Origin of the sequence: Streptomyces sp. (genome assembly GCF_036524955.1) — a bacterium.
Lineage (GTDB): Bacteria > Actinomycetota > Actinomycetes > Streptomycetales > Streptomycetaceae > Actinacidiphila.
Genome location: NZ_DATDBG010000173.1, coordinates 23,099 through 44,781, shown reverse-complemented (window position 1 = coordinate 44,781; position 21,683 = coordinate 23,099). Strand labels below are relative to the sequence as shown.

At 71.3% G+C, this 21,683-nt stretch carries 25 protein-coding genes and 1 tRNA gene; 22 read left to right on the top strand and 4 right to left on the bottom strand.

Going from position 1 to position 21,683, the window contains the following annotated elements; genetic code table 11:
• The first annotated feature begins 50 nt into the window (after positions 1–50).
• The 6 genes from VIW71_RS13895 (at position 51) to VIW71_RS13870 (ending at position 4,253) form a co-directional block, all read left to right on the top strand.
• Entirely contained in the window at positions 51–1,022 is a 972-nt protein-coding gene (locus VIW71_RS13895) for a hypothetical protein (protein WP_331622490.1), read from the top strand.
• A gap of 32 nt (positions 1,023–1,054) precedes the next feature.
• Complete coding sequence (locus tag VIW71_RS13890) at positions 1,055–1,318, top strand: hypothetical protein (protein ID WP_331622488.1); 264 nt, start codon at positions 1,055–1,057, stop codon at positions 1,316–1,318.
• 10 nt (positions 1,319–1,328) lie between these two features.
• Positions 1,329–1,757 carry a hypothetical protein gene (locus tag VIW71_RS13885; protein WP_331622487.1) on the top strand — a complete coding sequence of 143 codons (429 nt, stop codon included), beginning with the start codon at positions 1,329–1,331 and terminating at the stop codon, positions 1,755–1,757.
• Positions 1,757–2,080, top strand: coding sequence for a hypothetical protein (locus tag VIW71_RS13880; protein ID WP_331622486.1), 324 nt, complete (start codon positions 1,757–1,759; stop codon positions 2,078–2,080). The genes VIW71_RS13885 and VIW71_RS13880 overlap by 1 nt, the downstream gene beginning before the upstream one ends.
• A gap of 339 nt (positions 2,081–2,419) precedes the next feature.
• Positions 2,420–2,495 (top strand) — tRNA-Ser (locus VIW71_RS13875).
• A gap of 102 nt (positions 2,496–2,597) precedes the next feature.
• Entirely contained in the window at positions 2,598–4,253 is a 1,656-nt protein-coding gene (locus VIW71_RS13870; protein WP_331622485.1) for a TROVE domain-containing protein, read from the top strand.
• Positions 4,254–4,370: 117 nt separating this feature from the next.
• Here VIW71_RS13870 and VIW71_RS13865 read toward each other — a convergent pair whose 3' ends face one another.
• Entirely contained in the window at positions 4,371–4,949 is a 579-nt protein-coding gene (locus VIW71_RS13865; RefSeq protein ID WP_331622484.1) for a hypothetical protein, read from the bottom strand.
• 131 nt (positions 4,950–5,080) lie between these two features.
• Positions 5,081–5,302, bottom strand: coding sequence for a hypothetical protein (locus VIW71_RS13860; protein WP_331622483.1), 222 nt, complete (start codon positions 5,300–5,302; stop codon positions 5,081–5,083).
• Positions 5,303–5,468: 166 nt separating this feature from the next.
• Between VIW71_RS13860 and VIW71_RS13855 the strand changes: the two genes are divergently transcribed.
• The 6 genes from VIW71_RS13855 to VIW71_RS13830 are packed head-to-tail and all read left to right on the top strand — an operon-like array spanning position 5,469 to position 8,567.
• Positions 5,469–5,879 carry a hypothetical protein gene (locus tag VIW71_RS13855; RefSeq protein ID WP_331622482.1) on the top strand — a complete coding sequence of 137 codons (411 nt, stop codon included), beginning with the start codon at positions 5,469–5,471 and terminating at the stop codon, positions 5,877–5,879.
• Between the two features lie 3 nt (positions 5,880–5,882).
• Positions 5,883–6,227, top strand: a complete 345-nt coding sequence (locus VIW71_RS13850) for a hypothetical protein (protein WP_331622481.1) — start codon at positions 5,883–5,885, stop codon at positions 6,225–6,227.
• 1 nt (position 6,228) lies between these two features.
• Positions 6,229–6,651 (top strand): hypothetical protein, encoded by a 423-nt coding sequence (locus tag VIW71_RS13845; RefSeq protein WP_331622480.1) that lies wholly within the window; start codon positions 6,229–6,231, stop codon positions 6,649–6,651.
• Between the two features lie 3 nt (positions 6,652–6,654).
• On the top strand, positions 6,655–7,146 hold the full coding sequence (locus tag VIW71_RS13840) for a hypothetical protein (RefSeq protein ID WP_331622479.1): 492 nt from the start codon (positions 6,655–6,657) through the stop codon (positions 7,144–7,146).
• A 3-nt stretch (positions 7,147–7,149) separates the two neighbouring features.
• Positions 7,150–7,392: a hypothetical protein gene (locus tag VIW71_RS13835; RefSeq protein WP_331622477.1), complete on the top strand. Its 243-nt coding sequence runs from the start codon at positions 7,150–7,152 to the stop codon at positions 7,390–7,392.
• A complete protein-coding gene (locus VIW71_RS13830) occupies positions 7,389–8,567 on the top strand; it encodes a tyrosine-type recombinase/integrase (RefSeq protein WP_331622476.1) in 1,179 nt (392 codons plus the stop codon). Before VIW71_RS13835 ends, VIW71_RS13830 begins: the two co-directional genes overlap by 4 nt.
• Positions 8,568–8,699: 132 nt before the next feature.
• On the opposite strand, the gene VIW71_RS13825 is transcribed toward VIW71_RS13830, so the two are convergent.
• Entirely contained in the window at positions 8,700–9,710 is a 1,011-nt protein-coding gene (locus VIW71_RS13825; protein WP_331622475.1) for a PIN domain-containing protein, read from the bottom strand.
• Between the two features lie 41 nt (positions 9,711–9,751).
• Between VIW71_RS13825 and VIW71_RS13820 the strand changes: the two genes are divergently transcribed.
• The gene (locus VIW71_RS13820; protein ID WP_331622474.1) at positions 9,752–10,909 is read left to right on the top strand and encodes a hypothetical protein; all 1,158 of its coding nucleotides are present in this window, start codon (positions 9,752–9,754) and stop codon (positions 10,907–10,909) included.
• A gap of 176 nt (positions 10,910–11,085) precedes the next feature.
• Here VIW71_RS13820 and VIW71_RS13815 read toward each other — a convergent pair whose 3' ends face one another.
• Positions 11,086–12,648 carry a hypothetical protein gene (locus VIW71_RS13815; RefSeq protein WP_331622473.1) on the bottom strand — a complete coding sequence of 521 codons (1,563 nt, stop codon included), beginning with the start codon at positions 12,646–12,648 and terminating at the stop codon, positions 11,086–11,088.
• Between the two features lie 562 nt (positions 12,649–13,210).
• Between VIW71_RS13815 and VIW71_RS13810 the strand changes: the two genes are divergently transcribed.
• The 9 genes from VIW71_RS13810 (at position 13,211) to VIW71_RS13770 (ending at position 21,669) form a co-directional block, all read left to right on the top strand.
• Complete coding sequence (locus tag VIW71_RS13810; protein ID WP_331622472.1) at positions 13,211–13,750, top strand: hypothetical protein; 540 nt, start codon at positions 13,211–13,213, stop codon at positions 13,748–13,750.
• A gap of 84 nt (positions 13,751–13,834) precedes the next feature.
• Positions 13,835–15,016, top strand: a complete 1,182-nt coding sequence (locus tag VIW71_RS13805) for a hypothetical protein (protein ID WP_331622471.1) — start codon at positions 13,835–13,837, stop codon at positions 15,014–15,016.
• Positions 15,016–16,704 carry a DNA cytosine methyltransferase gene (locus tag VIW71_RS13800; protein WP_331622470.1) on the top strand — a complete coding sequence of 563 codons (1,689 nt, stop codon included), beginning with the start codon at positions 15,016–15,018 and terminating at the stop codon, positions 16,702–16,704. Before VIW71_RS13805 ends, VIW71_RS13800 begins: the two co-directional genes overlap by 1 nt.
• On the top strand, positions 16,704–17,636 hold the full coding sequence (locus tag VIW71_RS13795; protein WP_331622469.1) for a hypothetical protein: 933 nt from the start codon (positions 16,704–16,706) through the stop codon (positions 17,634–17,636). Before VIW71_RS13800 ends, VIW71_RS13795 begins: the two co-directional genes overlap by 1 nt.
• A gap of 43 nt (positions 17,637–17,679) precedes the next feature.
• Positions 17,680–17,970, top strand: a complete 291-nt coding sequence (locus VIW71_RS13790; RefSeq protein WP_331622468.1) for a hypothetical protein — start codon at positions 17,680–17,682, stop codon at positions 17,968–17,970.
• Positions 17,963–18,424 carry a hypothetical protein gene (locus VIW71_RS13785; RefSeq protein WP_331622467.1) on the top strand — a complete coding sequence of 154 codons (462 nt, stop codon included), beginning with the start codon at positions 17,963–17,965 and terminating at the stop codon, positions 18,422–18,424. The genes VIW71_RS13790 and VIW71_RS13785 overlap by 8 nt, the downstream gene beginning before the upstream one ends.
• On the top strand, positions 18,421–18,822 hold the full coding sequence (locus tag VIW71_RS13780; protein WP_331622466.1) for a hypothetical protein: 402 nt from the start codon (positions 18,421–18,423) through the stop codon (positions 18,820–18,822). The genes VIW71_RS13785 and VIW71_RS13780 overlap by 4 nt, the downstream gene beginning before the upstream one ends.
• A gap of 424 nt (positions 18,823–19,246) precedes the next feature.
• A complete protein-coding gene (locus tag VIW71_RS13775) occupies positions 19,247–20,128 on the top strand; it encodes a DNA adenine methylase (RefSeq protein ID WP_331622465.1) in 882 nt (293 codons plus the stop codon).
• A gap of 467 nt (positions 20,129–20,595) precedes the next feature.
• Positions 20,596–21,669: a cell wall protein gene (locus tag VIW71_RS13770; protein WP_331622464.1), complete on the top strand. Its 1,074-nt coding sequence runs from the start codon at positions 20,596–20,598 to the stop codon at positions 21,667–21,669.
• Positions 21,670–21,683: the final 14 nt, after the last annotated feature.

Sequence of the window (21,683 nt, the reverse complement as noted above, 5' to 3'; positions counted from 1 at the left end):
CGGCCGGGGCTTCGTCACGCCCGGCAGGGCTCAACCCACAGGAGCTGGCCATGGCCATGAGCGGCCCGCAGAGGTACCCGGGCGCTTCCACTACGTACTGGTGGCAGAGCACGTGGGGCGGCGACCCCATGGAGGTCAACGTTGTCGTCCTGCACACCACGGAGGGCACCACCCTGCCCGGCTACTCGGGCGGCGCCGACGCCCCGAACTTCACCGCGGTGCCCGACGTCAAGAACAAGCGGCTGAATTGGTACCAGCACTTCGACTTCGACGTGTCCTCGCGCGCCCTGCAGAACCTCGCCGGGGGCGTGCAGACCAACACCCTGAATGTCTCGCAGGTCGAACTGGTCGGAACCTGCGACGACTCCAAAGCCACCACCTGGGGCAACCTGCGCGCTGGCGTGGACTACCTGCACTGGCCGACCGCCCCGGACTGGGCGCTCCAGGAGGTGGCGGACTTCCTCGCCTGGGCGCACCGCGAGCACGGGGTGCCCCTGACGGGTCCGTCGGTGTGGCTCGCCTACGGCCGGGACGACCGGCGCCCCGGTGTCACCCCCGCTTCCTACGGGGCGTCCCCGGCCCGCATGAGCTTCGCCCAGTGGTCCGCGTTCAAGGGCATCTGCGGGCACCAGCACGTCCCGGAAAACGTCCACGGTGACCCCGGGTCGCTCCCATTCACGAAGCTGCTGGCCATGGCCAGCAGCACCTACACCCCCGATGAGGACACCGTGCCCCTGACTGATGCCGAAATCGACAAGATCGCCGACGCGGCGGCCGAGAAGGTCCGCTGGTTCAAGGTCGACGACCCCATCAAGACCGGCGGCGACCAGACCACGCTCGGCGGTCTGTGGTGGGAGACGGCCGTCCGCGTCAACAAGCTGCTCACCGAGCCGCCGGCCGCGCCCGTCCTGACGGACGCGCAGCTCGCCGCGATCGCCACCAAGGTCGCCGCGAGCCCGGCGCTGGCATCCACGATCGCGGAGCAGGTCGCCGCCAAGATCGCCGCCCGACTCCAGTCCTGACCCACCCCAGCTAGCAGAAACGGATCACCAGCATGAGCATCAACCTGCCCCCGGTCGGCGTCCTCGCGAGGACCGCCCGCACCTACGCCATCGACCTCGCCGAGCGCACGGCCGCCACGTTCGTCGTCTCCGCGGCCGGCGTTGCGGTCGCCGCAGGTCCGGCCGACATGTTCCACGCCAGTTTCTGGGAGACCGTCGGGGCTGCCGGGATCGCCGCCGCCGGGTCCCTCGTCAAGGGCATCCTCGCGCGGGCGTTCGGCAGCAAGGAGTCCGCGTCTCTGGCTCGGGGCGTCTGAGGTGCGGGCGGTGGTCCGCCGTGCCGCCCGCCGGGTGGGCCACCGCGGCGCGCTCCTCACCATGCTGGGCACCATCGCTCTGCTGTACGGGGTCAGCCTCATCACGACTCCGCCGCCGGTTCGGCCCCCCGGGCTACGGCTGCTGCTGGGGCTGATGGGACTGCACGGGTGGGGTGCCACGCTCACCGCGGCGGGCGTGGTTGCGATCCTGTGCGCACCGCTGCGGCAGGGCCGGGACTGGCCGGGCTGGGCGGCCCTCGTCCTGGTGTGGCTGCCCTGGTCACTGTCGTTTTTCGTGTCGTGGTGGCCCGAGGGCTCCAACCCCCGGGGGTGGGTGAGCGGCCTCATCTTCGCCGCGCTCGCCGGCGCCCCGGCGGTGTGCGCCGACTGGGACGAGCCACCGCCGGACCCGCGAGCAAAAGCAAGGAGCCACCCGTAATGGACTGGTCGTCGGTCGTCGTAGCGGCAGTGACCGCGGCCGGGACAGTGGGCGTCGGCCGGGCCGCCCGCAGGACGCCCCGCCAGGAGCGCCGGGATGACTTCACGAAGGTCACCGAGCGCCTCGATAAGGACATCGAGCGCCTGGAGGGGCGGATCACCCGGCAGGACACTCAGATCAGCGGGCAGACCTCAGCTATCGGCTACCTCTCGGGGTGGGTCCGCACGCTGGTGCTTTTCACCCGAGCATCCGGCTTGGAGCCGCCAGGGCAGCCGCGCGTCCCGGAGGAAGCGAAGCCGTACCTGCACGACATTGGAGTCTGATCCGTACGCAGCGAGCCCCCGCCTGACCGGCGGGGGCCGTTTTCGCGTCTCCGGACCCCCGTCCTCCAAAAAGCGCCAAGAAATAACGGGCGCCAGCAGCATCCGCCCATCCATTGGGCCCGCTCTGCTAAAAAGTGCAGGTCAGAACCCCGCGCCTACGTCAGGCGCTCACCGATGGGCATTCCCCCTCAGAATCGCCTATCGGAAAAGGTTGGGGGATTGTCGGTAGGCACGGGTAAGCTGACGCCACAACTTCATGCACCTCCCGGTGCGCAGGCCGCGGCTACTTCTTCGAAACAGGTGACGCCGCAGCCGACTTGATCTCGGGAGGCACAGCATCGGGGTGCCCGGTGCGCAGGTAACGGATACTTCTCCTGCTAAGAGAGAGACCCGGGTTCGAATCCCGGCCCGCCGTGAGGCGGTGTAGCTCAGCGGCCTAGAGCGCTTTGTCTCCGTCGCCGACTTGATCTCGGGCACCCTACCGCTGCGCTTCCCCTCCACAGTGAGGGGCTTTTTCATGTCGCGCTTCAACACCCGCGCGGTCAAGCCGTCCGTGCACTCGCCCGTCCGGTCGACCGGCGAGCGGACTGTCACCCACCAGGGCGGGGCCGGCTATCTGCGAGACGCCCGTTCCGAGCTGTTCCTGCTCGCCGTGGCCAACTTCGTCGGGACCGACACCTTCTACGAGAAGGGCGGCGACCGCGACGACCGGTACACCCAGCTCGTCCGTCAGTTCGCGGTCGAGGACCCGCAGTGGGCTGCGGGCCTGCTCGGGTGGCTCCGCGGCGAGGGCAACATGCGGACCGCGGCGATCGTCGGCGCGGCCGAGTTCGTCAAGGCCCGGCTGGACGCTACGGCGGCCGGCGACCTGGTCCCGGACACCGCGGCAGAGAACGCGGCGGCCGGCGGCTGGAACCGCCGCGTCATCGCCTCCGTCCTCAAGCGCGCCGACGAGCCGGGCGAACTGCTGGCGTACTGGACGTCCCGGTACGGCCGACGCATCCCGAAGCCGGTCAAGCGCGGCATCGAGGACGCAGTCGGAGGGCTCTACACCGAGCGGTCGCTGCTGAAGTACGACGGCGACTCCAAGGGCTTCCGCTTCGGCGATGTCATCGAACTCGTCCACCCGGCCCCCTCGGCCGTGTGGCAGGGCGACCTGTTCCGGCACGCCATCGACCGGCGCCACAACCGCGACAATCCCATTCCGGAGTCTCTGCGGCTCCTCGACACCCGGGCGCAGATTGCGAAGTGGCCGCTGGGGAAGCGGCGTGACCTGCTGCGCCGCCCGGACGCTGGGGACTTCCTGCAGCACGCCGGCATGACGTGGGAGGCGCTGGCGGGCTGGCTGCAGGGCCCGATGGACGCCGCCGCGTGGGAGGCGGCCATCCCGTCCATGGGCTACATGGCGCTGCTGCGGAACCTGCGGAACTTCGACGAGGCCGGGGTCTCGGACGAGGTCGCCGCCCAGGTCGCTGCGGACCTGGCGGACCCGGAGCAGGTGGCCCGCTCGCGGCAGTTGCCGATGCGGTTCTACTCGGCGTTCAACGCGGCCCCCTCCCTGCGGTGGGGGCAGGCCCTGGAGAAGGCCCTCACCGCGTCCCTCTCCAGCGTCCCGGCGCTCGGCGGGCGCACGTTGATCCTGGTGGACACCTCCAGCTCCATGCACGAGAAGTTCTCCCGCGACGGCTCCCTGATGCGCTGGGACGCGGCCGCACTGTTCGGGCTCGCCGTCGGCCGCCGCTGCGCTGCAGCGGACGTGGTGTCGTTCTCTAGCGCCCGCTACTACGTGAACGACGCGCCCGGCGCGAAGACGAAGACGTTCCCCCTCACCCGGGGCGGTTCGCTGCTCGGCGACGTCCAGAAGTGGAAGGACGGCGGCTGGTTCCTCGGCGGCGGCACCGACACCGCAGCAGCTCTCCGGCAGGAGTTCCACGGCCACGACCGGGTCGTCATCGTCACCGACGAGCAGACCGGGGAAGACCCGCGCGAGGTGTCCGCCTCGATCCCGGAGGCGGTGCCCATGTACACGTGGAACCTCGCCGGCTACAAGGCGGGGCACGCCCCGTCGGGCGGCCGGAACCGGCACGCCTTCGGCGGCCTGACCGACGCCGCGTTCCGCATGATCCCGCTCCTGGAGGCGGGCCGCGACAGCCGGTGGCCGTGGGAGCAGTAGGCCGGACACCGTGATGCCCCTGCCGCGCGGGGTGCCAGTAAGAACGCTGTCATGAGCCGCAATCAAAGAGCCCCGCACCGTCCCGGTGCGGGGCTCTCGCGTCGTGCGCCGTCTCTGTTACTGCTCCCCGCCCGTGCCAGCCTCCCGAGCCAGAGGGGCAAGCATCCGTGCCAAGTTGTGGAACCCATCGCGGACGATCAGGTGATCGGCGGTAGGGAGCCGGGCCGTACGACCGTCGTTCAGCCCGACCTCTTGATGCGCGGTCTCCTTCGTCAGCCGGACCGTGGCAGCCTGACCGTCAGCGAGCAGCAGCTCCGCCGTCACCGACTCAACCACCGGCAGCCCCTCTTCCAGGCAACTCTCGATCAGTTCGACGTTCCGCGCGTCAAGGTCCTGGGACGGCACCACGGCGGCCATGTGCTCGTGCACGTGGAGCGAGGCCCGGCGGAGTCGCTCCACGACCTCTTCCCCCCGGGCGAGCTGGTCGGCGGCGGCGGCCTCCACCAGCCTGGCGAACTCGGACAGTGCGATGGCGAGCTGGGCGCCGCCCTCGGCCAGCGTCTCGCGCTCGGGTCCGATCGCCGCGGGCATCAGCACGTCCAGGGCATGCTGGGCGAGGCCGTGCAGTGCCTGCGGGTCAAGCGGCGCGTAAGTCTGAAGCTTCCCGGGCTCGGCCGGGGTCTGGTAGATCGTCATTGGTGTCCTCCTTCTCGTTTGCGGCTCATGGCAGCGTTCTTACCGGCACCCCGAATTGGCCCGGACCGTCCGCGTGGGAGGATCGCTCTCCCAGACGCGAATAACTCAGACCTAAGAGCGGCATCGCTCGCTCAGTCGCGGGCGGTGAGGTCGCGGAACTGCTGGCAGTCGACCGCGTGCCACTCGCGTACGAGGATCTCGCCCTCTACGTTGACGACTTCGGCGTGCCACGGATAGCAGTCGGTGCACGGCCAGATCTCGTGTGGGGTGCCGTCGTCCTTGAACGCGTCCAGGTCGACTGAGCCGATCGGGGCGGAGTAGGTGACGTTCGGCTCGTGCGGCTGCTGATCCATCGCCCCAGTATCGCGTTCCGCTGTCGGCCGGGTGGGTCGGGCGGAGTTGATGGTTCGTCGGGTGTTACCCCAAGTAGGCTTCTATAATTTCCCTAATAGAAGGCTGGTTACGGGAGAGACGATCTCCACCGGGCCGCCGACCGACACCGAGGAGCCCCGAACGCCCGTGAGCGACGACCTGTACCGCCTCCTGGGAGGCGCCACCCCCGAGAACAACCTCGCCGAGGACTACGCCCGCATCGTCGACCACATCGGCCGCCTGACCGGCGCGGTCGAGGACGGCAACCTGTACTACGCCTGGGAGAAGGCCGCCGAACTCCGATCCCGCCTGGAGAGCTTCGAGCGGCGGCTGCAGAAGGAGGTCGCCGATGATGGTGAGACCTTCCAGCGGTTCACAGGCGGCGACCTGGACGGCCAGAAGGTGGCGGACGCCGCGGTCGCGTTCAGCTTGAGCTTCGGTCACCGGGCCGGGCCACTCCTGCACTCGCCCGACCAGATCAACGACCCCGCGGTGAAGGCACAGGTCGAGGCCGACCAAGCGCGCAACCGGGCCTTCCGCGACGAGTTGGGGGCCTGACCCATGCCGATCACCGTGCCCACCAAGGCCGACATCCAGGCGCTGCACGACTTCCTCCAGGCCCGCAACGAGGACGAGTGGCAGGCCGCTCTCGCCGATCCCGACATCTCCGAGCGGCAGCACGAGGCCGTGCGCCGCCTCACGAACTCCCACAAGATCACGCTTGCCAGCACCACCACGTACCTGCTGGTCTGCCTCGACAACAGCCAGACCGAGCAGGCCGCCACCCTCTGGAACTTCTTCACGAACTGCGGTGAGCAGTGGGAGGAGCACCCTGACTGGCGGCCCGCCTGGGCCAACCCGGCGCGCGCCGCCCTCATGGCGGACCTGACCGCCGGGAGGGACTGACATGGCCGCCGCGGCGACCACCACCGCCGACTTCAGGGTGCAGCGCGGGCAGGTCTTCGTACCCTGCCAGCGCTTCAACTGGGACCCGCTCTCGACGTTCATCGTGAACGCAGTGGACGACGGCAAGGCGTATGTCGTCATCCCGTTCGGCGGCGGACGCTTCCACCCCAACGGCCGGCACAAGTGGGTCAGCCTGAAGTCACTCCACCCGACGGACCGGACGACGCAGGGACGCGAGCGCAAGACCGGCTACCGCCTGCACACCGACGCTCCCAGTGGCCCGCGCCAGTACCTGTGCGGGAGCTGCCTGCGCTACTTCGACCGTGAGGGACTCGCCGTCGCCTCCTACGGTCCGGCCTCCTCTACCTGCCATGGGTGCATGGCAGACATCCACCAGACGTCCCCCACCGCCACGAAGGACTGACCCATGCAGACGATGACGACCGCCGCTGCTGCTGAGCGCCGATTGGTGCTCGCGCCGACTGGTGATGCCCGGCCGGTGGAGAAGGCCGCCGCGGAGGGCATCGCCGACGGCTTCCCGCCCGAGACGTACCTGTGGATCAACTTCTGGCGGCCCGACGGCGGCGTCCGCATCTGGTACGCCTGGACCGCCGGCGGCACCGAACTCGGCAACCGCATCGATCAACTCGCCCTCGGCGCAGGGCTCGACGCCACCGACTGGCTGCATATCGCCGACCGCCACTGCGAGCACAGCGAGCGTGGCCGCATCCGAATCCAGGCCCACCCACTGCGCCCGGTCCTCGCCGACGTCCAGGCCGGCGAGCGCGGCCCGGAAGACCGCCGCGAAGCCCTGCGCCGCTTCATGCGCAAGGCCAGCGAGGTGACCGGCCAGACCCCGCGCACCCTCACACCCCGCTGGCTCGGCTTCGGGCCCGCCCTCGTCAACCGGAAGGACTGATCGATGGCGACCGCGCCGGAGAAGCGCACCACATGGCCGCAGGCAACCGAACTCCAGCAGGCCGCCGACACCAAGCGGGCCAGCGGAACACCCGAAGACGTAGCGCTCGCGGACTGGCTCGACGCCACCGCCAACGCCCTCGCGTGGCTCGCGCCGTACCGGCCCCACGAGGGTGGTCACGACATGTGGCAGGCCGCGACCGCCTACGCCCGCGCCATCAACCAGGCGGAGAGGCAGGGTCCGTGAGCGCCGAGGAGGAGGTGGTCGACGCGGAGTTGGTGGAGGACGGCGAGCTGCTGCCCGCTGTCCGGCCGGCCGCTGACCCTGTGCCTGCGGCGCGTCCGCTGGTGGACCGGCATACCGTGCTCTACCCCGGTCAGCTCCCCGCGCGGCCAGGGGACGGCCCCACGTACAGCGAGCAGGATTTCTACGTCTCCGAGGACACTGCCGCCCGCGATCGCCGCAAGGGCGCGGCCAACACCCGCTACAACCGCAGCAGCCGCGTGGCTCTGTTCGAGCAGTGGTGCGCGGCGGCCGGGCGGGTCGCGGTGCCGTGCACGACGGCCACGTACACCGAGTACGGCAACCACCTGATCCGGCAGGGCCTGAAGGCCACCTCGATCTCGACCTACATGTCTCTGATCATGTCGGCTCAGCCGCCCGGCCGCCGCCCGGACCCGACGCTGTTCCGCGAGCACCTGGCCACGTACCGGCGGGAGAACCCGCGGGGGAACCGGCGCAAGCGCGCGACGGCGATCCGACTCGCGGGCGTGATGGCGATGCTCGGCACCTGCGACGAACGCCACCCGATCGGAATCCGGGACGCCGCGCTGCTGTCCTGCGGGTACGGGGTCCTCGCCCGCCGGATCGAACTCGCGGACCTGGAGGTGGAGGACGTCACGGTCACCGACACCGAGGTCATCGTGTTCTTCCCGAAGTCCAAGACCGACCAGGACGCCGAAGGCGCCACGGTGCGCATCAAGGACCGGCCGGACCTGGAGCCCGTACGGCGGATGCGCGCGTGGCTGGACCTGCTCCGCGCGCTGGGGGTGCGCCGCGGCCCGCTGTTCCGGGCGCTGACCGTCGCCGGGACGCTGCAGTCCCGCACGGTGGCCACCGCCCGGGGGGACTTCCTGACCGGCCACGCCGTCAACGAGATCGTCAAGCGCCGCGCGAAGCTCGCGGGCATCCCCGGCGCGGAGAAGGCGACCGCGCACGGGCTGCGGGCCGGGCCGACCACCGACATGGCCGCCGCCGGTGTACGCGGCAAGGCGCTGAATCGGCGTGGCCGCTGGGCCGATGACTCCCGCATCCCGGAGACGGTGTACGTGCGGATGGCCGAGGACGAGGAAGGCGACCCGCTGGAGAAGATCCCGCTCTACCGGCCGCCGACCAGCGAATATGGCCCTGACCTGCGATAAGGCATCTTATCGCAGGCGATACGTTTCTGATGCCCCATCGGCCCGCCCGGCACCGCACCCGGGCGTACGTACGATTCTTCGCTGAGAACGATCCTCCGCCCGGCCCCGCTCCGGCGACCGCTGGTGGCGCGCTCATGAGGGGCGCTGCCCGTCACGCCTCCTCGTGTCGGCCGCGGCAGCGCCGTCCCGCGCTGCGGCCTCGGCGGTTTTGCGTTCGCGGCGGGCTTGCCGGGTGCCGCCGGTGCCCTTGGTCTGGGCGGCTTCGAGGGCTGCCCAGTCGGGTTCCTCGCCGGTTCCGGCGTCGCCGCGGAGTTTCTTGACGGGGAGGCCGGCAGCGCGAGCGCGGGTGGCCTGGCCGGTGTCGTAGGTGAGGATACGTACGCGGCGGCCGGCCAGGGCCTGGATGGCGAGGGCACGGTCGATGATCTCGTCGTCGGCTATGGGCAGGCGGGCGTGGCCGGGCGGGTCGAAGACGATCTCGGTGGTAATGGCGCCGCAGATGCCGCCTGTGGTGGTCTTCGGGTCGCGGGGCCGCAGTGTGCCGGCGCCGGAGTCCTCGAGGATGTTGTCGAGGACTCCGAGGGTGTAGCTGGAGCGCCAGCGGGCTTGCTGCTTGCCCTCCTTGAGCCGGTCGAGTTCGTCGACCACGACGATCGGCAGCACCAGATGAACGCCGTCGTACGGGACGGTGCTGAGCAGTTCGGGGTAGTCGACGTGGTCGAATTTGATCGGGTGCTGGATGTAGAAGCTGGTGTCGGCGATGACGAAGATGGCTTGGCCGCCCCAGCGGTCGATCTGGTTCTGCAGGGCCATGGCGGCTTCGGCGAGATCCCGTTCGCGCTCGTGGAGTTCCTGGTCCACGAGCCCGTTGACGAGGCGCTGCTGTTCGGTGCCAGCGAGGTGGCCAACGCCGTCGAGGAGCGCAGCGTGGCGGCGGGTGAAGATGAGGTGGTCCAGGTCGGCTTCGCTGACCTGGGAGCGCAGCCGACGCGCGGCATCGGTGGCCCACTCCAGGTAGTTGAGGAGGCGCCGGTAGGCGTTGGACGGTCCGGCGCTGCGGGCGTTCATGGCGGAGGTGTGCACCTCACGCAGAGCGCTGAGGATGTTGTCGCGGTGGGCGCCGGGCCGGGGTGTGATGAGCATCCGCTGATCCTGCCAGCGGCTGGCGTGGGACGCTTGCGGTTATGTCGGACAAGGCGGAGGGCCGGGCGGTGCCGGCCTCGGTGCGGGCCCTGGATGCGGTGGTGGACGCCCTGGCGGGTGAGGTGTCGGCGTCCCGGGCCCGCCAGTTGCGGATGGTGGTGGGGATGTGGTCGCGGGCGCTGGAGATGTGGCCGGCCGGGCGGCGGCGCCCGGCCGGTTCGGCGGCCGGGATGTTCGCCGAGCCCACGCTGCGGGCGTTCTGGGATCTGGCGGCCGCGGGCCGGCTGCGGGCCCGGGAGGAGGACATCGGGCGGGAGCTGCCGGTGGCGACGCTGCGGATCGTGCGGGACTGCCTGGGCATCCTCGCCGGGGAGGTCGTCCCGGGCCGGGAGGTGTGGCTGCCCGTCGTGGAGCGGCAGGACCTGAAGTCCGCGGTGGCGCCGGGCCAGTTGAGGGTGCTGTACCGGCGGCTGGTGGACATGGCGGGGCAGGGGCCGCTGGAGCGGGACGGGACGCTGCTGTCGGCGGAGGACCGTACGCGGCTGCTCGCGATCGTCGCGGTGGTCCTGGATACGGGCGCGCGCAGCGGGGAACTGGCCGCGCAGCGGGTCGGCGACCTGGATGAGGACCTGCTGGAGCTGCGGAGCGTGCGGCGCCCGCAGAACAGCGTCCAGCTCCCCGTGCAGGAGGCGGTGTGGCCGTTGCAGCCGGGTACGGCGGTGGCGGTCCGCCGGTGGCTTGTGGTGCGGGACGGCCTGATCAGCCATCTGGAGGGGACGCAGTCCGCGCTGTGGGTCTCCTTGCAGGCGAACCAGTGGCAGCCCGAGCCGGGGTTCGCGTTGCGGGCCCAGGGGATCAGGCAGGCGTACGCGCGGGGGGTGGCGGCGCTGAACTGGGTGATGGCCGGGGAGACGGGGTGGGAGCCGCTGCCGGGTGTGCTGGAGCGGCTGACGCGTACGGTCCGGTCCGAACTCGGCGAGGAGCCGCGGGCATCCGCCCGGCGGCCGCGGGGCACGGGTGTGCGGGGCCGGCCGCCGGTGGAGTTGTCGGACCAGCAGGTCGCGCAGATCCGTCACCTGCTGGCCGTGCCGTCCCTGTCGGTTGACGCGGTCGCCCAGGAGGCGGGGATCAGCGTTCCGGTGCTGTATCGGCGGTTCCCGGAGGTGAGGGACCGGCCCGGGGCGCGGCGGGGCCGCTGAGGGGTTCCGCTGTCCCGGGGGTTCCCGGCCGGCCGGGTCCGGGTCTAGCGTGGGCAGGGCCCTCCCCCTCGCGCGAGGTCGGGCGCACCCTCCCAAGTGGTGCAGTACGGCCCGCCGCAATGCACCCCCATGCGGCGGGCCGTAGGTGCGTCCGGGGTCAGGGTGCCGATGGCGGCTCAGACGGCCGCGGGGCGGAACCCGTCGATGCCGGCCGCGGCCGGGTCGGGCGCGGGTGCGAGGTACTCGGCTACTGCCCGGCGGCACCAGGCGGTCACCTCGGGGGCGCGGTCCTTCTCGGTCTCGCGGTCGAGCTGCTCGTCGGCGATGCGCTGCGCGTCGGCGGGCGGCCGGTGCCGGTCGGTGAGGTCGTCCAGGGCGTGGCGGACGGCGGTGCGCTCGGGGCCTTCGGGCAGTGCCAATCGGGCGGTGTGCAGACCGCGCGAGATGACGGCCTGCCCCACGTCCAGGAGCTGGCGGTAGTCCTCGCCGCCCTGGGCCAGCCGGGCGGCGGCCTGTTCCGGGGTGAGGCCGCCTCGCTCGGCGAGCGCGTTCACCAGCGCGTCCTCCCTGGCGCGACGCCAGGTGTCGATGTCAGCCGAGCGCTCCTGGTAGTCGGGGTCGGGGTAGCGGCCCCACACTTCTCGGCCCTCCTGGGTCCAGTCGTGCAGCCCCTTGTCGGGGTGGCGTGGTCCCAGCGAGGCGGCCCACTCGTAGGGGCCGCCCTGGCCGATGCCGAGGTTCTGGGTGATCAGCCCGGACTGGGTCCAGGCCAGGGTCTTCCACGCGGTGCCGGTCCATACGTGCAGCGAGACGTTCGGGGGGTGGGTCACGCCGCTGTACCAGGCGGGTTCGGGGACCTCGGTGTGGTGGAGTTCGGGGCGCGGTCCGGCCGGCCGGGCGGGGCGGGGGCGTTCGGGGGCGTCCGGGGCCGGGAAGAAGGAGTCGCGGGTGACGGAGATGATGCCGTTGTCGGTTCCGTGCTCGACGACGTCGGCGCGGGCGTAGTGGCCGCGGTAGGCGGTGTAGGCGCGGGCGATCTGGCGGGCGTCCTCGCGGCTGGTGCACCAGGCGGCGGTGTCCCAGCCGCCGGAGCTGCCGCCGTAGTCCTCACCGAACACCTTGCCCTCCTCGATGCCCAGGTCCATGTAGACGGCGACTTCCCAGAGCAGGCCCGGTGCCGGTGCGAACTCCTGCGGGGGGTCGATGATCTGGCCCGGGGCGTCCAGGGGCCAGCCGGTGTGTGCCCAGATCCACCGGCCGTCGTGCAGCCGCGCCCACTCGGGCATCGCCACCACCGTGACGGTGCCGTCCGCCGCGCGCACCGGCACGGGCACGCGCGGGCCGCGGCTGGTGGGGGTGTAGCCGGACCGGTTCGGCCCGTACTGCGTCTCGGTCAGCACGTAGCCGTCGACGGCGGCCTGCACCGATGCCCACCGGGGGAAGCGGCGGCTGAAGCTCGCGCTCGCGGGGTTGCTGCTGCTGGCGGCTCGCGCCAGGGCCTCGGCGACCTCCGGTGCCGGTTCTGCGAAGCGCAGCGGCAGCGGCTCACCCGCGGCCGCGAGTGCCCGCAACCCGTCGACCACCATCTGCTCGCCCTCGGGCAGCGCCTGGTCCTCGAAGAGGTCGACGTGGGGCGGAAGATCGGGGCCGGCCGCCTCGCGGAGGGCTGCGGTGTACTTGACGCCGGAGCGGGCGGCGGTGCGGGCCCGCTTCGCGGCGGTGGGCTGCTTCTTCGGCATGGCGTACTCCAGGCCCGGCGGACTTCCCACGCTTCCCGCCGGCCGTGTACGTCGGGGCCGGATGCAGGACAATGCTCAGCTCAACCTCGCGGGCCCCGGGAGACCTTGGCCGGCTGTGCCCCAGCGGCGTGGGCGCGGGAGGCGGCGGCGAACGGCGTGCGCGTCTTGCCGTTCGGTGCGGTTCGAGTGTAGCGGCGGTCGCTGACAGCGGGGAGCGGATGCTGCTGTTCGGCGGGGTGTTGGGCGGCTCGGGAGTTGATCGGATACGCTGTCCGCGTTGTGCGCGGCCTGCGTTCGTGCTGAAGCCCTGCCTGGGTGTCCCGGGTGGGGTTTTTCGTGTTTCCCGGGGTGGGTGGGTAGGTGCGCCACCCCCGCTCTGTAAATGATTGCGCGCGTACTTACTTTAACGGTACGGTGGTGGAGCACCCCGGATTCACCGGGAAGCCGCTATCTCATTGCGCGCGTACTCACAGAATGGAGGACACTGGGCGTGCCCATCAACCACCGCGGGCGTCCGCCCGGCCGCCGGGAGGACCGCCGGCCAGGGAAAGGACCCGCACCCGTGCCCCAGCACATCAAGCACGCCGCAGCACTGGCCGCCGTACCCACCGCCCTGGAGTCCCTGGACGTCCTGCAGGCCGCAGGCACCCCGCAGGGGATGGTCGACGCGGTACGGCTGTGCGTGGACTACGCCCGCGAGCGCGCCGAGCAGGGCGTGGCCAAGGCGGCCCGTGACGCCAGCACCAAGCCCAACAGGGCCCTGAGCGTGCCCGTGGCCTTCAAGGAGCGCGTCTACGCGGGCGCCGAGGACAACACCCACGTCGCCACCGTGGTCGAGAACAGCCTCCGCGACTTCATCGAGGGCGACTGGACCCCGCCCGCCCCCCGGCGGGCCGGGCGCGGCCAGAAGCCGGCCAGCACCAACATCAACGTCCGCGTCGCCGAAGACCTGTGGGACGCGGCCAACGCCCACGGGAAGGACCCGGCCCAGATCGCGGCCCGCGGCTACAAGCTGACCGCGGTCCAGGTCGCCATCGCCGCGCTCGCGGAAACCTTCGGCCAGCCCGACACCGAGGACAACAAGCACCACACCACGGCGTAGCCGCCCGCCGGCGCGCGAGGGGCTGGACGCCGACAACCAGCCCCCGCCGTCCGGCCGTACGACAACCCCATACCTGGAGACCTCATGGCGACCGCCACCGAGGCCCCCGCACACGCGGGCGGCCCGACCTCGCACACCCCAAACCGGCCCGCTCCCGCCGGATCCGGCACCCACGGATACACCCGCGATCAGCAGCAGGAGGCGCTCAAGCGACTCCGGGAGCCTTTCACGCAGGAGCAGATCTCCACCCGCCCGGAAATCGACTGCACCGCGTGCGAGAACGCAAACGGCGGGGTCTGCGGATCCCACTACCCGGTCGAGTGCCCCGAGTGCGGGCAGATCATCACCGTCGCGCACACGGACCTGCGGTTCGTCGACCACGCCGAGGCCACCGACCGTCTCCTGGACGCCGACCCGTTCTGGGGCTGGGAGCCTCTGGCCTCCGACCGGGCCGGGCTGCCGCTGGTGGACGAGAAGGGCGGCCTGTGGATCCGCCTCACGGTCGCCGGGGTGAGCCGCCTGGGCTACGGCGACACCCGCAGCAAGCTGCGCGGCACCAGCGCCACCAAGGAGCTCATCGGCAACGCGATCCGCAACGCCGGGATGCGCTTCGGGATGGGCCTGGACCTGTGGAAAGCGTCCGGGCGCCGCGACCGGGACAACGCCCGCCGCCCGCCCGGCTTCCCCGAAGCCGACAGCTTCCGCCTGGCCCAGCTCACCGGCTGGGCCCGCACCAACTGGGGGCGCCTGGACAAGCTCCGCGAGCTGCTGGAGATGGCCACGCAGGAGGAGTTCGCCGAGTCGCTCATCCCTGCCGGGAACGACGTGGTCACCTTCGGCCCGATGCTCGCCCGCCGGATCGCGGAACTTGAACAACCGCCCGCCGGACCGCAGCAGCCTCCCGCGCAGCAGACCAGCGGCCAATCCGCCGAGGGCAGCCAGGACACCGGCATGCCCGCCCCCGGCGAAGCCCCCGACGCCCCCCACCAGGACGAACCCGACCACAGCGACCCGGACACCGGTGCCGCCACCGGGGAGGACGAGATCCTCCGCAAGATGACCGAACGGGTCCGCCTGCACTGGGAGAAACCCTTCCTGCTGGAGCAGGACCTCACCGAGGTCGGCCGCCTCGGGCTCCTGGACCACAACGTCGAGGGCCCCCCGGAGTGGAACGGCGCCTGGATGCGCTTCGAGATGCTCCTCGACCGCCGCCTGGGCGAACTCAAGGACGCCACCACCAATGACGCCCCGGGGAGGGCCGCCTGATGGGCTACCGCAACGACAACGACGCCCTCACCGTCATGGACTGGTTCTGCGGCGCTGGCGGCAGCAGCCAGGGCGCCCACGCCGTCCCCGGCGTCCGCGTCGAGCGCGCCGCCAACCACTGGCAGCGCGCCATCGAGTCCCACGCCGCGAACTTCCCCACCGTGGACCACTACCGCGGCGACATCCGCGAAGCCCCCGTCGAGAAGTGGCCCGTCACCGACATCTTCTGGGCCTCGCCGGAATGCCCGCAGTGGTCGAACGCGCGCGGCAAGAAGCGGGATTTCGACACCAGCCTGCAGGGCGACCTGTTCGGCGAGATGTTCGCGCCGCCGGAGGAGGTCGAGCGCTCCAGGGCGCTGATGGAGGAGGTGCCGCTGTACCTGCGCGGAGTCCAGGCGCGCGGCGGCCTGGTCAAGGCCGGGGTCGTCGAGAACGTCATCGACGTCCGTGCGTGGGACCAGTTCGACCGGTGGCGGGAGGAGTTCCACAAGCTGGGCTACCGCACGCGGATCATCGCCTTGAACTCGATGCACGCCGACCCGCGCGCGACCGCGGAGGGCTGCCAGTCCCGGGACCGGTTCTACATGGGCTACATCCACGAGTCGATCGGGCGCCTGCCGGACTGGGACAAGTGGCTCCGGCCGCGCGCCTGGTGCCCCGGATGCGGGGCGTGGGTGCGGGCGGTGCAGGTCTTCAAGAACCCGGGCGCGGACATGGGCCGCCACCGGCAGCAGTACGTCTACCGCTGCCCCAACACGGCGTGCCGCAACCAGATCGTGGAGCCGTCCGTCCTCCCAGCCGCAGTAGCGATCGACTGGTCCCTGCCCGGCCAGCGCATCGGCGACCGGGCCAAGCCACTCGCGCCCAAGACCCTCGCTCGGATCGAGGCCGGCCTCAAGAAGTTCGCCCAGCCGCTGGTGGTGCCCGCAGGCGGCACGTGGCGGAACGAGGCCACCTCCGCGTCGGAGCCGATGCCGACCCGCACCACGCGGGAAAACGACGGCCTGGCGATACCGCCGCTGCTGGTGCCCGTGGAGGGCCGCGACGGCAAGGAGGCCAGCAGCGCGAATGACCCGCTGCGCACGCAGACCGCGCGGAACGAGACCGGGCTGGCGTGGCTGCCGTTCATCGCCGAACTGCGCGGCGGCGGCAGCGTGGCCCGCTCCGCCCTGGACTCCCTGGCGACGGTTACCGCCTCCGGCAACCACCACGGGCTGGTCACCCCGGACATTCCCGCGCTGGTCATGCGGAACAACTCCAGCCGCAGCGGGCCCGGGGGCGAGCACTGCACCTCGGCCGCCGAGCCGCTGCGCACCCTGACCACCGCCGGCCACCAGTCCCTCGTCACCTGGGAGCACCTGCTGGTGCCGTACTACGGCAACGGCACAGCCCGCCCGGTGACAGAGCCGGTGGGGACGCTCTCGACCCGCGACCGGTACGCGCTGGTGTCCGGGCAGCCCGCCATTGAAGACGTGCTGTTCCGCATGCTCGAACCCCACGAGATCGGCCGCGCCATGTCGTTCGCCGACACCTACGTGGTGCTCGGCAGCAAGCGGGAGCGAGTCCGCCAGTACGGGAATGCCGTCACCCCGAACGCCGCCGAGGTCATCCTCTGCGCCCTCGTCGAGGCCATCACCGGCCAAGAAATCGACCGGTACGCCCGGCCGGAGATGGCGGTGGCGGCCTGATGTCCACCACGGCCGCACTGCGCATCCTGTCCCTCGGGGCGGGCGTGCAGTCCACCACCCTGCTGCTCCTGGCAGCCGAGGGACGCCTCCCGCGCCTGGACGCCGCGATCTTCTCCGACACCGGCTGGGAACCCGCCGCCGTGTACGCCCACCTCGATCGCCTGGAGCGCGAGGTCGCCCGGCCCGCTGGCATACCGATCTACCGCGTCTCGGCGGGGAACATCCGCGACGACGCCCTCAACCCGGAGCACCGGTTCGCGTCTATGCCGCTGTTCATCAAGAACCAAGACGGCGGTGACGGGATGACACGACGCCAGTGCTCGAACGAGTACAAAGTCAAGCCGATCAAGGCGAAGGTCCGGGAACTCCTTGGCTGCCCCCACCCGACGCCGGTGCCGCGCGGCCTGTTCGTGGAGCAGTGGATCGGCATCAGCCGTGACGAGTTCGGCCGCGCCAGGGACGCCGACGTGCAGTACATGCGCAACGCGTTCCCCCTGCTCGATCTCACGGGGGGGGCGGACGGAATGACCGGTTGGACCCGGGACGACTGCCTGCGCTACCTGCGCGCCCAGGGCTTCGAGTCCACCCCGAAGTCCGCGTGCATCGGCTGCCCGTTCCACGGCAACGCCCAGTGGCGGCGCATGCGGGACAAGCATCCGGAGGAGTGGGCGGACGCGGTCGCCTTCGACGCATCGATCCGCCGCGGCAATGCCAACGGCAAGCCCCTGCTCGGCGAGGCGTATCTGCACCGCTCCCGGCTCCCGCTCGACCAGGCGCCGATCGACCGGGTCACCGCCCACGAGTGGGGCAAGCAGCAGACCGACATCTTCGGCCAGATCGCCGACATCGAGTTGGAGGAAGGCGACCCCGACGGCTGCTCCCCGTGGGCGTGCCGCTCCGGCCGGGCAGTGGAACCCGGCGACGCGGCCTGATGCCTGAACCGGTCCGTACCCACACGAGAGGCGGTGAACCCTGTTGCTGTACGCCCTGCCCTGCGCGGCGCTTGCGGCCGCGTGGGCGCTCGCCGCTTGCTGGCGGTGCCGGGCCCTGCGACGCGCTCTCACCCGGGAGCGCGTCGCGGCGCGTCTGGACCAGGACGCCTGGGCGCGCGACGTCGCCGCCCTCGAACGGGCCGCCCACGAAGAGACCGCGCAAGCCGCCCGGGAGGCGCACGTGCTGGCTCAGGCCTGCGCCGTGGTCGATCAAGCGCTCGCCGCGGCCGGCCGCAACCGAGACACACCGAAAGAAGAAGACACCGATGGCTGACGGCCCCTCAACTCCCGCCCCCGGCGAGCTGGTCCACGGCGAGCCGCCCGACCGGTACGACATGGCGACCGCCGACCGTGCCCTGGTCCGCCGCGCACACAGCACCGCAGACACCCTGGCTTCGCTCATCACCCGCGGCATGCTCGAGCACGTCGCCCGACCCGACCGCCTGCCCGAGCTCCTCTTCCCCACCATCGACCCCGCCCACGTGCGGCCCGTGTGGGACGCCGGTGTCGCCGTCGGCTACTACGCCGGGCAACTCACCGGCCGCCGGTGGGACCCGGACACCCTCGACCGGCTCCGTACCGCCCTCGAGGACGCCGGGTACACCGGCATGGCCGCCACCCTCCAGCACCCCGAAGACCGCGCCGGCACGGCCCCCTTCGGGGGCACCCCGGGCGCCGACGCCCCGCCGCACCCGGCCGACACCCACCAACACCGGGAACGGCCATGACCGCCCCGAGCCGCGGACGCGGCCGGCCCGCTCTCTTCAACGCCGACGCCCAGCAGCGATACCTCGAAGCCCGCGCAGCCGGCGCCACCCAGAAAGACGCCGCCGCCCTCGTCCGCGTCGCCGCGAACACCATCCGCTACCACCGCGCCACCGACCACGCGTTCCGGGAAGCAGACGACACCGCCGCCGCCTGCGGACGACAGGCCCGCATCGACCAGCTCGCGCACGGAGAAACCCGCTACAAGCACTACGGCTGCCGGTGCACCACCTGCACGAAGGCGGCGACCGTCGGCCGCACCAACCGACCGAGCTACAACGCCAAGGAAGCCCGCATCATCCCCATCAGCCCGACCGGCCAGGAGAGTTCCTGTTCTTTTCCGCTCGCAAGAGCCTCGTAGTTGGCTCCAAGGGGGCCGCCTCGCTGGCGCCCGTTATTTCTTGGCGCTTTTTGGAGGACAAGCGGAGCGGGGTCCCAAGAGGTGCGATGAGCTGCATATCTGATGACCAGTACGACGATCGACACGGTCGGAAAGGATGGAGGCGCACCGTGCAAGAAGTCGCTAGGCTGTCGCCCAGGCCAGGAGAGCCGTCCATGACGTGGTTCCCGGCCGCACAAGTCCAAAAGGAACGGCCCCGCTGCTTTCCCTGGTGCGTCAACACCGGGAGCGGGGCCGGGCCGACACTCCGAGTTCCAGCCGAAGGTGTCAGCGTGCAGAAGCGTACCCGGTCCCCGTGGGGGCCACGCGTTAAGACCGGCCATTCCGGCGTGAAGATCACATCGCTGACGGGGCCGGCCGGAACTCTGGCAGAGCCGAGCACGCGGTGACCCCCGGGCTGAGGCCGCCCTTCCCTTACTTCGGCGCGAAGGGACGGCTCGCCGGCCGCCTCGCAGACCTGCTGCCCGACCACCGGGTGTACGTGGAGCCGTTCGCCGGTTCCGCCGCGGTGCTGCTCGCGAAGCCGCCCTCCCCGGTGGAGGTCATCAACGACCTGGACGGCAACGTCGTCACCTTCTTCCGGGCGCTGCGGGACGAGCCGAAAGCGCTCGTACGCGCACTGCGACTGACCCCGTACGCCAGGGACGAATTCCTGGCTGCTGACCTGTCCGCTGCGGGCCTGAGCGACCTGGAGCGCGCGCGGCGCTTCTTCGTGCGCACCACCCAGGGCCACAACGCAGCCGGGTCAGGCGGCCGGGCGGGCTGGTCGAACGGGATAAGGGCCCGGCACACGGACGCCACCGCCACCCGCGGCCTGGTTGACCGCCTCGACCAGATCGCCGAGCGTCTGCACGCTGTGGTGGTCGACAACCGGGATGCCCGGGACGTCATCGCCCAGCACGACGCCCCCGACGCGGCGTTCTACCTGGACCCCCCGTACCTGGCCGACACCCGCCAGTCCGGACGTGATTACGCCCAGGAGGCCGACAGCGAGGAGTTCCATCGGGACCTCGCCGACTTCCTGCGCGCCGTGCGCGGGACCGTCCTTCTGTCCGGCTACCCGTCGCCGCTCTACAACGAGCTGTACGCGGGATGGGACCGCATCGAGATCACGATGCACCGAGCCACCACGAACTCCCGCGGCCGCGTTGGTGTGCCGCGCGGAACCGAAGTCGTCTGGCCGAACCGGCCGCTGAACCGGCAGGCATCGCTGTTCGAGACCGACGACACCGAACCCCTCATGGAGAGGATCACGGTGAAGACGTAGCGCCGATAGGCGGGAGATCCGAGCCCCTTGCCGGGGGCTTCCTCGACCGCCTGGCCGCTCACCGTCCGAGGTGTTTGCCGACACCTGGACCCCGCGGCCCGTACTGCTGATCAGGCTTGCCGGCCTTTTCAGCGCTTGGAGTGACCCGGGTGCCACCCCGGCTTCGCTCCGGCAATTCAGGTTCATCCCGAACCCCCATCTCACGACGAGGGCCTTTCGTACGCCCACCCGACGCGAGTCAGACGGACGGTGACATCTTGCAGTACCGCATGCCCTTTTGTCAGCCTGACCCTGCCCCCGTGGGCGTTTTGCCCTCTAATTCCGCCCCCGTGGATGGCACCCCGTGCCAGGATTTCGAACGTGCATGCGACTACAGTGGGGGATCGGTCCCGCTGGTGGTCGGCGCCGGGCAGGAGGTCGAGCGCACCGCTTCGCGGCGGAGCGGGCCGCGCCGGTGGCTCCGGGCGGTGGTGTGGCTCATCGCAGCGGGACTGCACCCCCGCGCCGGGGCCACCACGCAGCGGGTCGCCGAGGACCTCGCCGGGCGGATGGACTACGACACCGGGCACGTCCGCTACTGCCTCGATGAGACCGCGGCCCGCCTGGGCGTCAACCGGGCGACCGTGAAGCGGCACATCAAGGTGCTCCGTGAGCTCGGGACGCTGGCCTGGCTGGTGCACGGGACGAGGACGAACATCCGCCGTGCGCTGGGTATGCCGGGGTACGCGGGTACGGCCACCGTGTACGCCGCGGTGATCCCGCCCGTGTACGACCACGCGATGGGCCACCGGCTGGTCGGCGCCGGGTACACCGCGCGGATCGTCGTGGAGCACACCGCGGGGCCTGTGGACAACTCCCCTGTGGAAAACCTCGATGCGCCCCCTTCCCTCAGCGTGGTGAAGGAAGAGAGAAAGATGAAGGTAGAGGGTGGTTGGAACTACACCTCGCGCGCGAGCCGTCCAACCGCATCGACCTCCCCCACCAGAAAGCGCAGCAGCAGCGCGGGAGCTCCCCGCCGTTCCCCGGCGCAGGTGGCCCGGGACTGCCGGATCGCCGCCCAGGTCCGGCCTCGGGTCAACTGGACCCAGTCCGAGCGGAACCTCCGGCGCCTGGCGTTCGCCCTGCGTCCGCTGATCGACCAGGGCATGGACGTCCACGACATCACCGCCGAGCTCCACTCCTGGCTGCTGCTGTGGCGCCCCGCTCGGCCCGCCGCGTACATCCGCGCCCAGCTCGCCGAGCAGGCCGCCCAGGAGTCCGTGGCGGCCGCCGCCACCGCGCCGATGGACAACTCCGAGTGGCGGGCGTGGGCCGAAGCGGACGCCTTGCGGCAGATGGAAGCCGCCCTGAACCAGACGCCCCTGCGGACCGATGAGGACCGCGGCATGGCCCGCGAGTATGCCTGGCACGACCCGCAGATCGTCACCGACCACATCACCGACCACGGCGTGGACGACGCCCTCGACCTGTACGGGAGCCGCCTGGTCTCCCTCGCTGAAAGCCTCACCGCCTCCGGCGTCCAGTTCACCGCCCGCTGGTAACCCACCCCCCATCG

What these genes read in the sequence shown, in the direction of transcription:
- VIW71_RS13895 (WP_331622490.1), top strand. Translation starts at nt 51, where the DNA reads ATGGCCATGAGCGGCCCGCAGAGGTACCCGGGCGCTTCCACTACGTAC.
- VIW71_RS13890 (WP_331622488.1), top strand. Translation starts at nt 1,055, where the DNA reads ATGAGCATCAACCTGCCCCCGGTCGGCGTCCTCGCGAGGACCGCCCGC.
- VIW71_RS13880 (WP_331622486.1), top strand. Translation starts at nt 1,757, where the DNA reads ATGGACTGGTCGTCGGTCGTCGTAGCGGCAGTGACCGCGGCCGGGACA.
- VIW71_RS13870 (WP_331622485.1), top strand. Translation starts at nt 2,598, where the DNA reads ATGTCGCGCTTCAACACCCGCGCGGTCAAGCCGTCCGTGCACTCGCCC.
- VIW71_RS13865 (WP_331622484.1), bottom strand. Translation starts at nt 4,949, where the DNA reads ATGACGATCTACCAGACCCCGGCCGAGCCCGGGAAGCTTCAGACTTAC.
- VIW71_RS13860 (WP_331622483.1), bottom strand. Translation starts at nt 5,302, where the DNA reads ATGGATCAGCAGCCGCACGAGCCGAACGTCACCTACTCCGCCCCGATC.
- VIW71_RS13850 (WP_331622481.1), top strand. Translation starts at nt 5,883, where the DNA reads ATGCCGATCACCGTGCCCACCAAGGCCGACATCCAGGCGCTGCACGAC.
- VIW71_RS13845 (WP_331622480.1), top strand. Translation starts at nt 6,229, where the DNA reads ATGGCCGCCGCGGCGACCACCACCGCCGACTTCAGGGTGCAGCGCGGG.
- VIW71_RS13840 (WP_331622479.1), top strand. Translation starts at nt 6,655, where the DNA reads ATGCAGACGATGACGACCGCCGCTGCTGCTGAGCGCCGATTGGTGCTC.
- VIW71_RS13835 (WP_331622477.1), top strand. Translation starts at nt 7,150, where the DNA reads ATGGCGACCGCGCCGGAGAAGCGCACCACATGGCCGCAGGCAACCGAA.
- VIW71_RS13825 (WP_331622475.1), bottom strand. Translation starts at nt 9,710, where the DNA reads ATGCTCATCACACCCCGGCCCGGCGCCCACCGCGACAACATCCTCAGC.
- VIW71_RS13820 (WP_331622474.1), top strand. Translation starts at nt 9,752, where the DNA reads ATGTCGGACAAGGCGGAGGGCCGGGCGGTGCCGGCCTCGGTGCGGGCC.
- VIW71_RS13815 (WP_331622473.1), bottom strand. Translation starts at nt 12,648, where the DNA reads ATGCCGAAGAAGCAGCCCACCGCCGCGAAGCGGGCCCGCACCGCCGCC.
- VIW71_RS13805 (WP_331622471.1), top strand. Translation starts at nt 13,835, where the DNA reads ATGGCGACCGCCACCGAGGCCCCCGCACACGCGGGCGGCCCGACCTCG.
- VIW71_RS13800 (WP_331622470.1), top strand. Translation starts at nt 15,016, where the DNA reads ATGGGCTACCGCAACGACAACGACGCCCTCACCGTCATGGACTGGTTC.
- VIW71_RS13795 (WP_331622469.1), top strand. Translation starts at nt 16,704, where the DNA reads ATGTCCACCACGGCCGCACTGCGCATCCTGTCCCTCGGGGCGGGCGTG.
- VIW71_RS13785 (WP_331622467.1), top strand. Translation starts at nt 17,963, where the DNA reads ATGGCTGACGGCCCCTCAACTCCCGCCCCCGGCGAGCTGGTCCACGGC.
- VIW71_RS13780 (WP_331622466.1), top strand. Translation starts at nt 18,421, where the DNA reads ATGACCGCCCCGAGCCGCGGACGCGGCCGGCCCGCTCTCTTCAACGCC.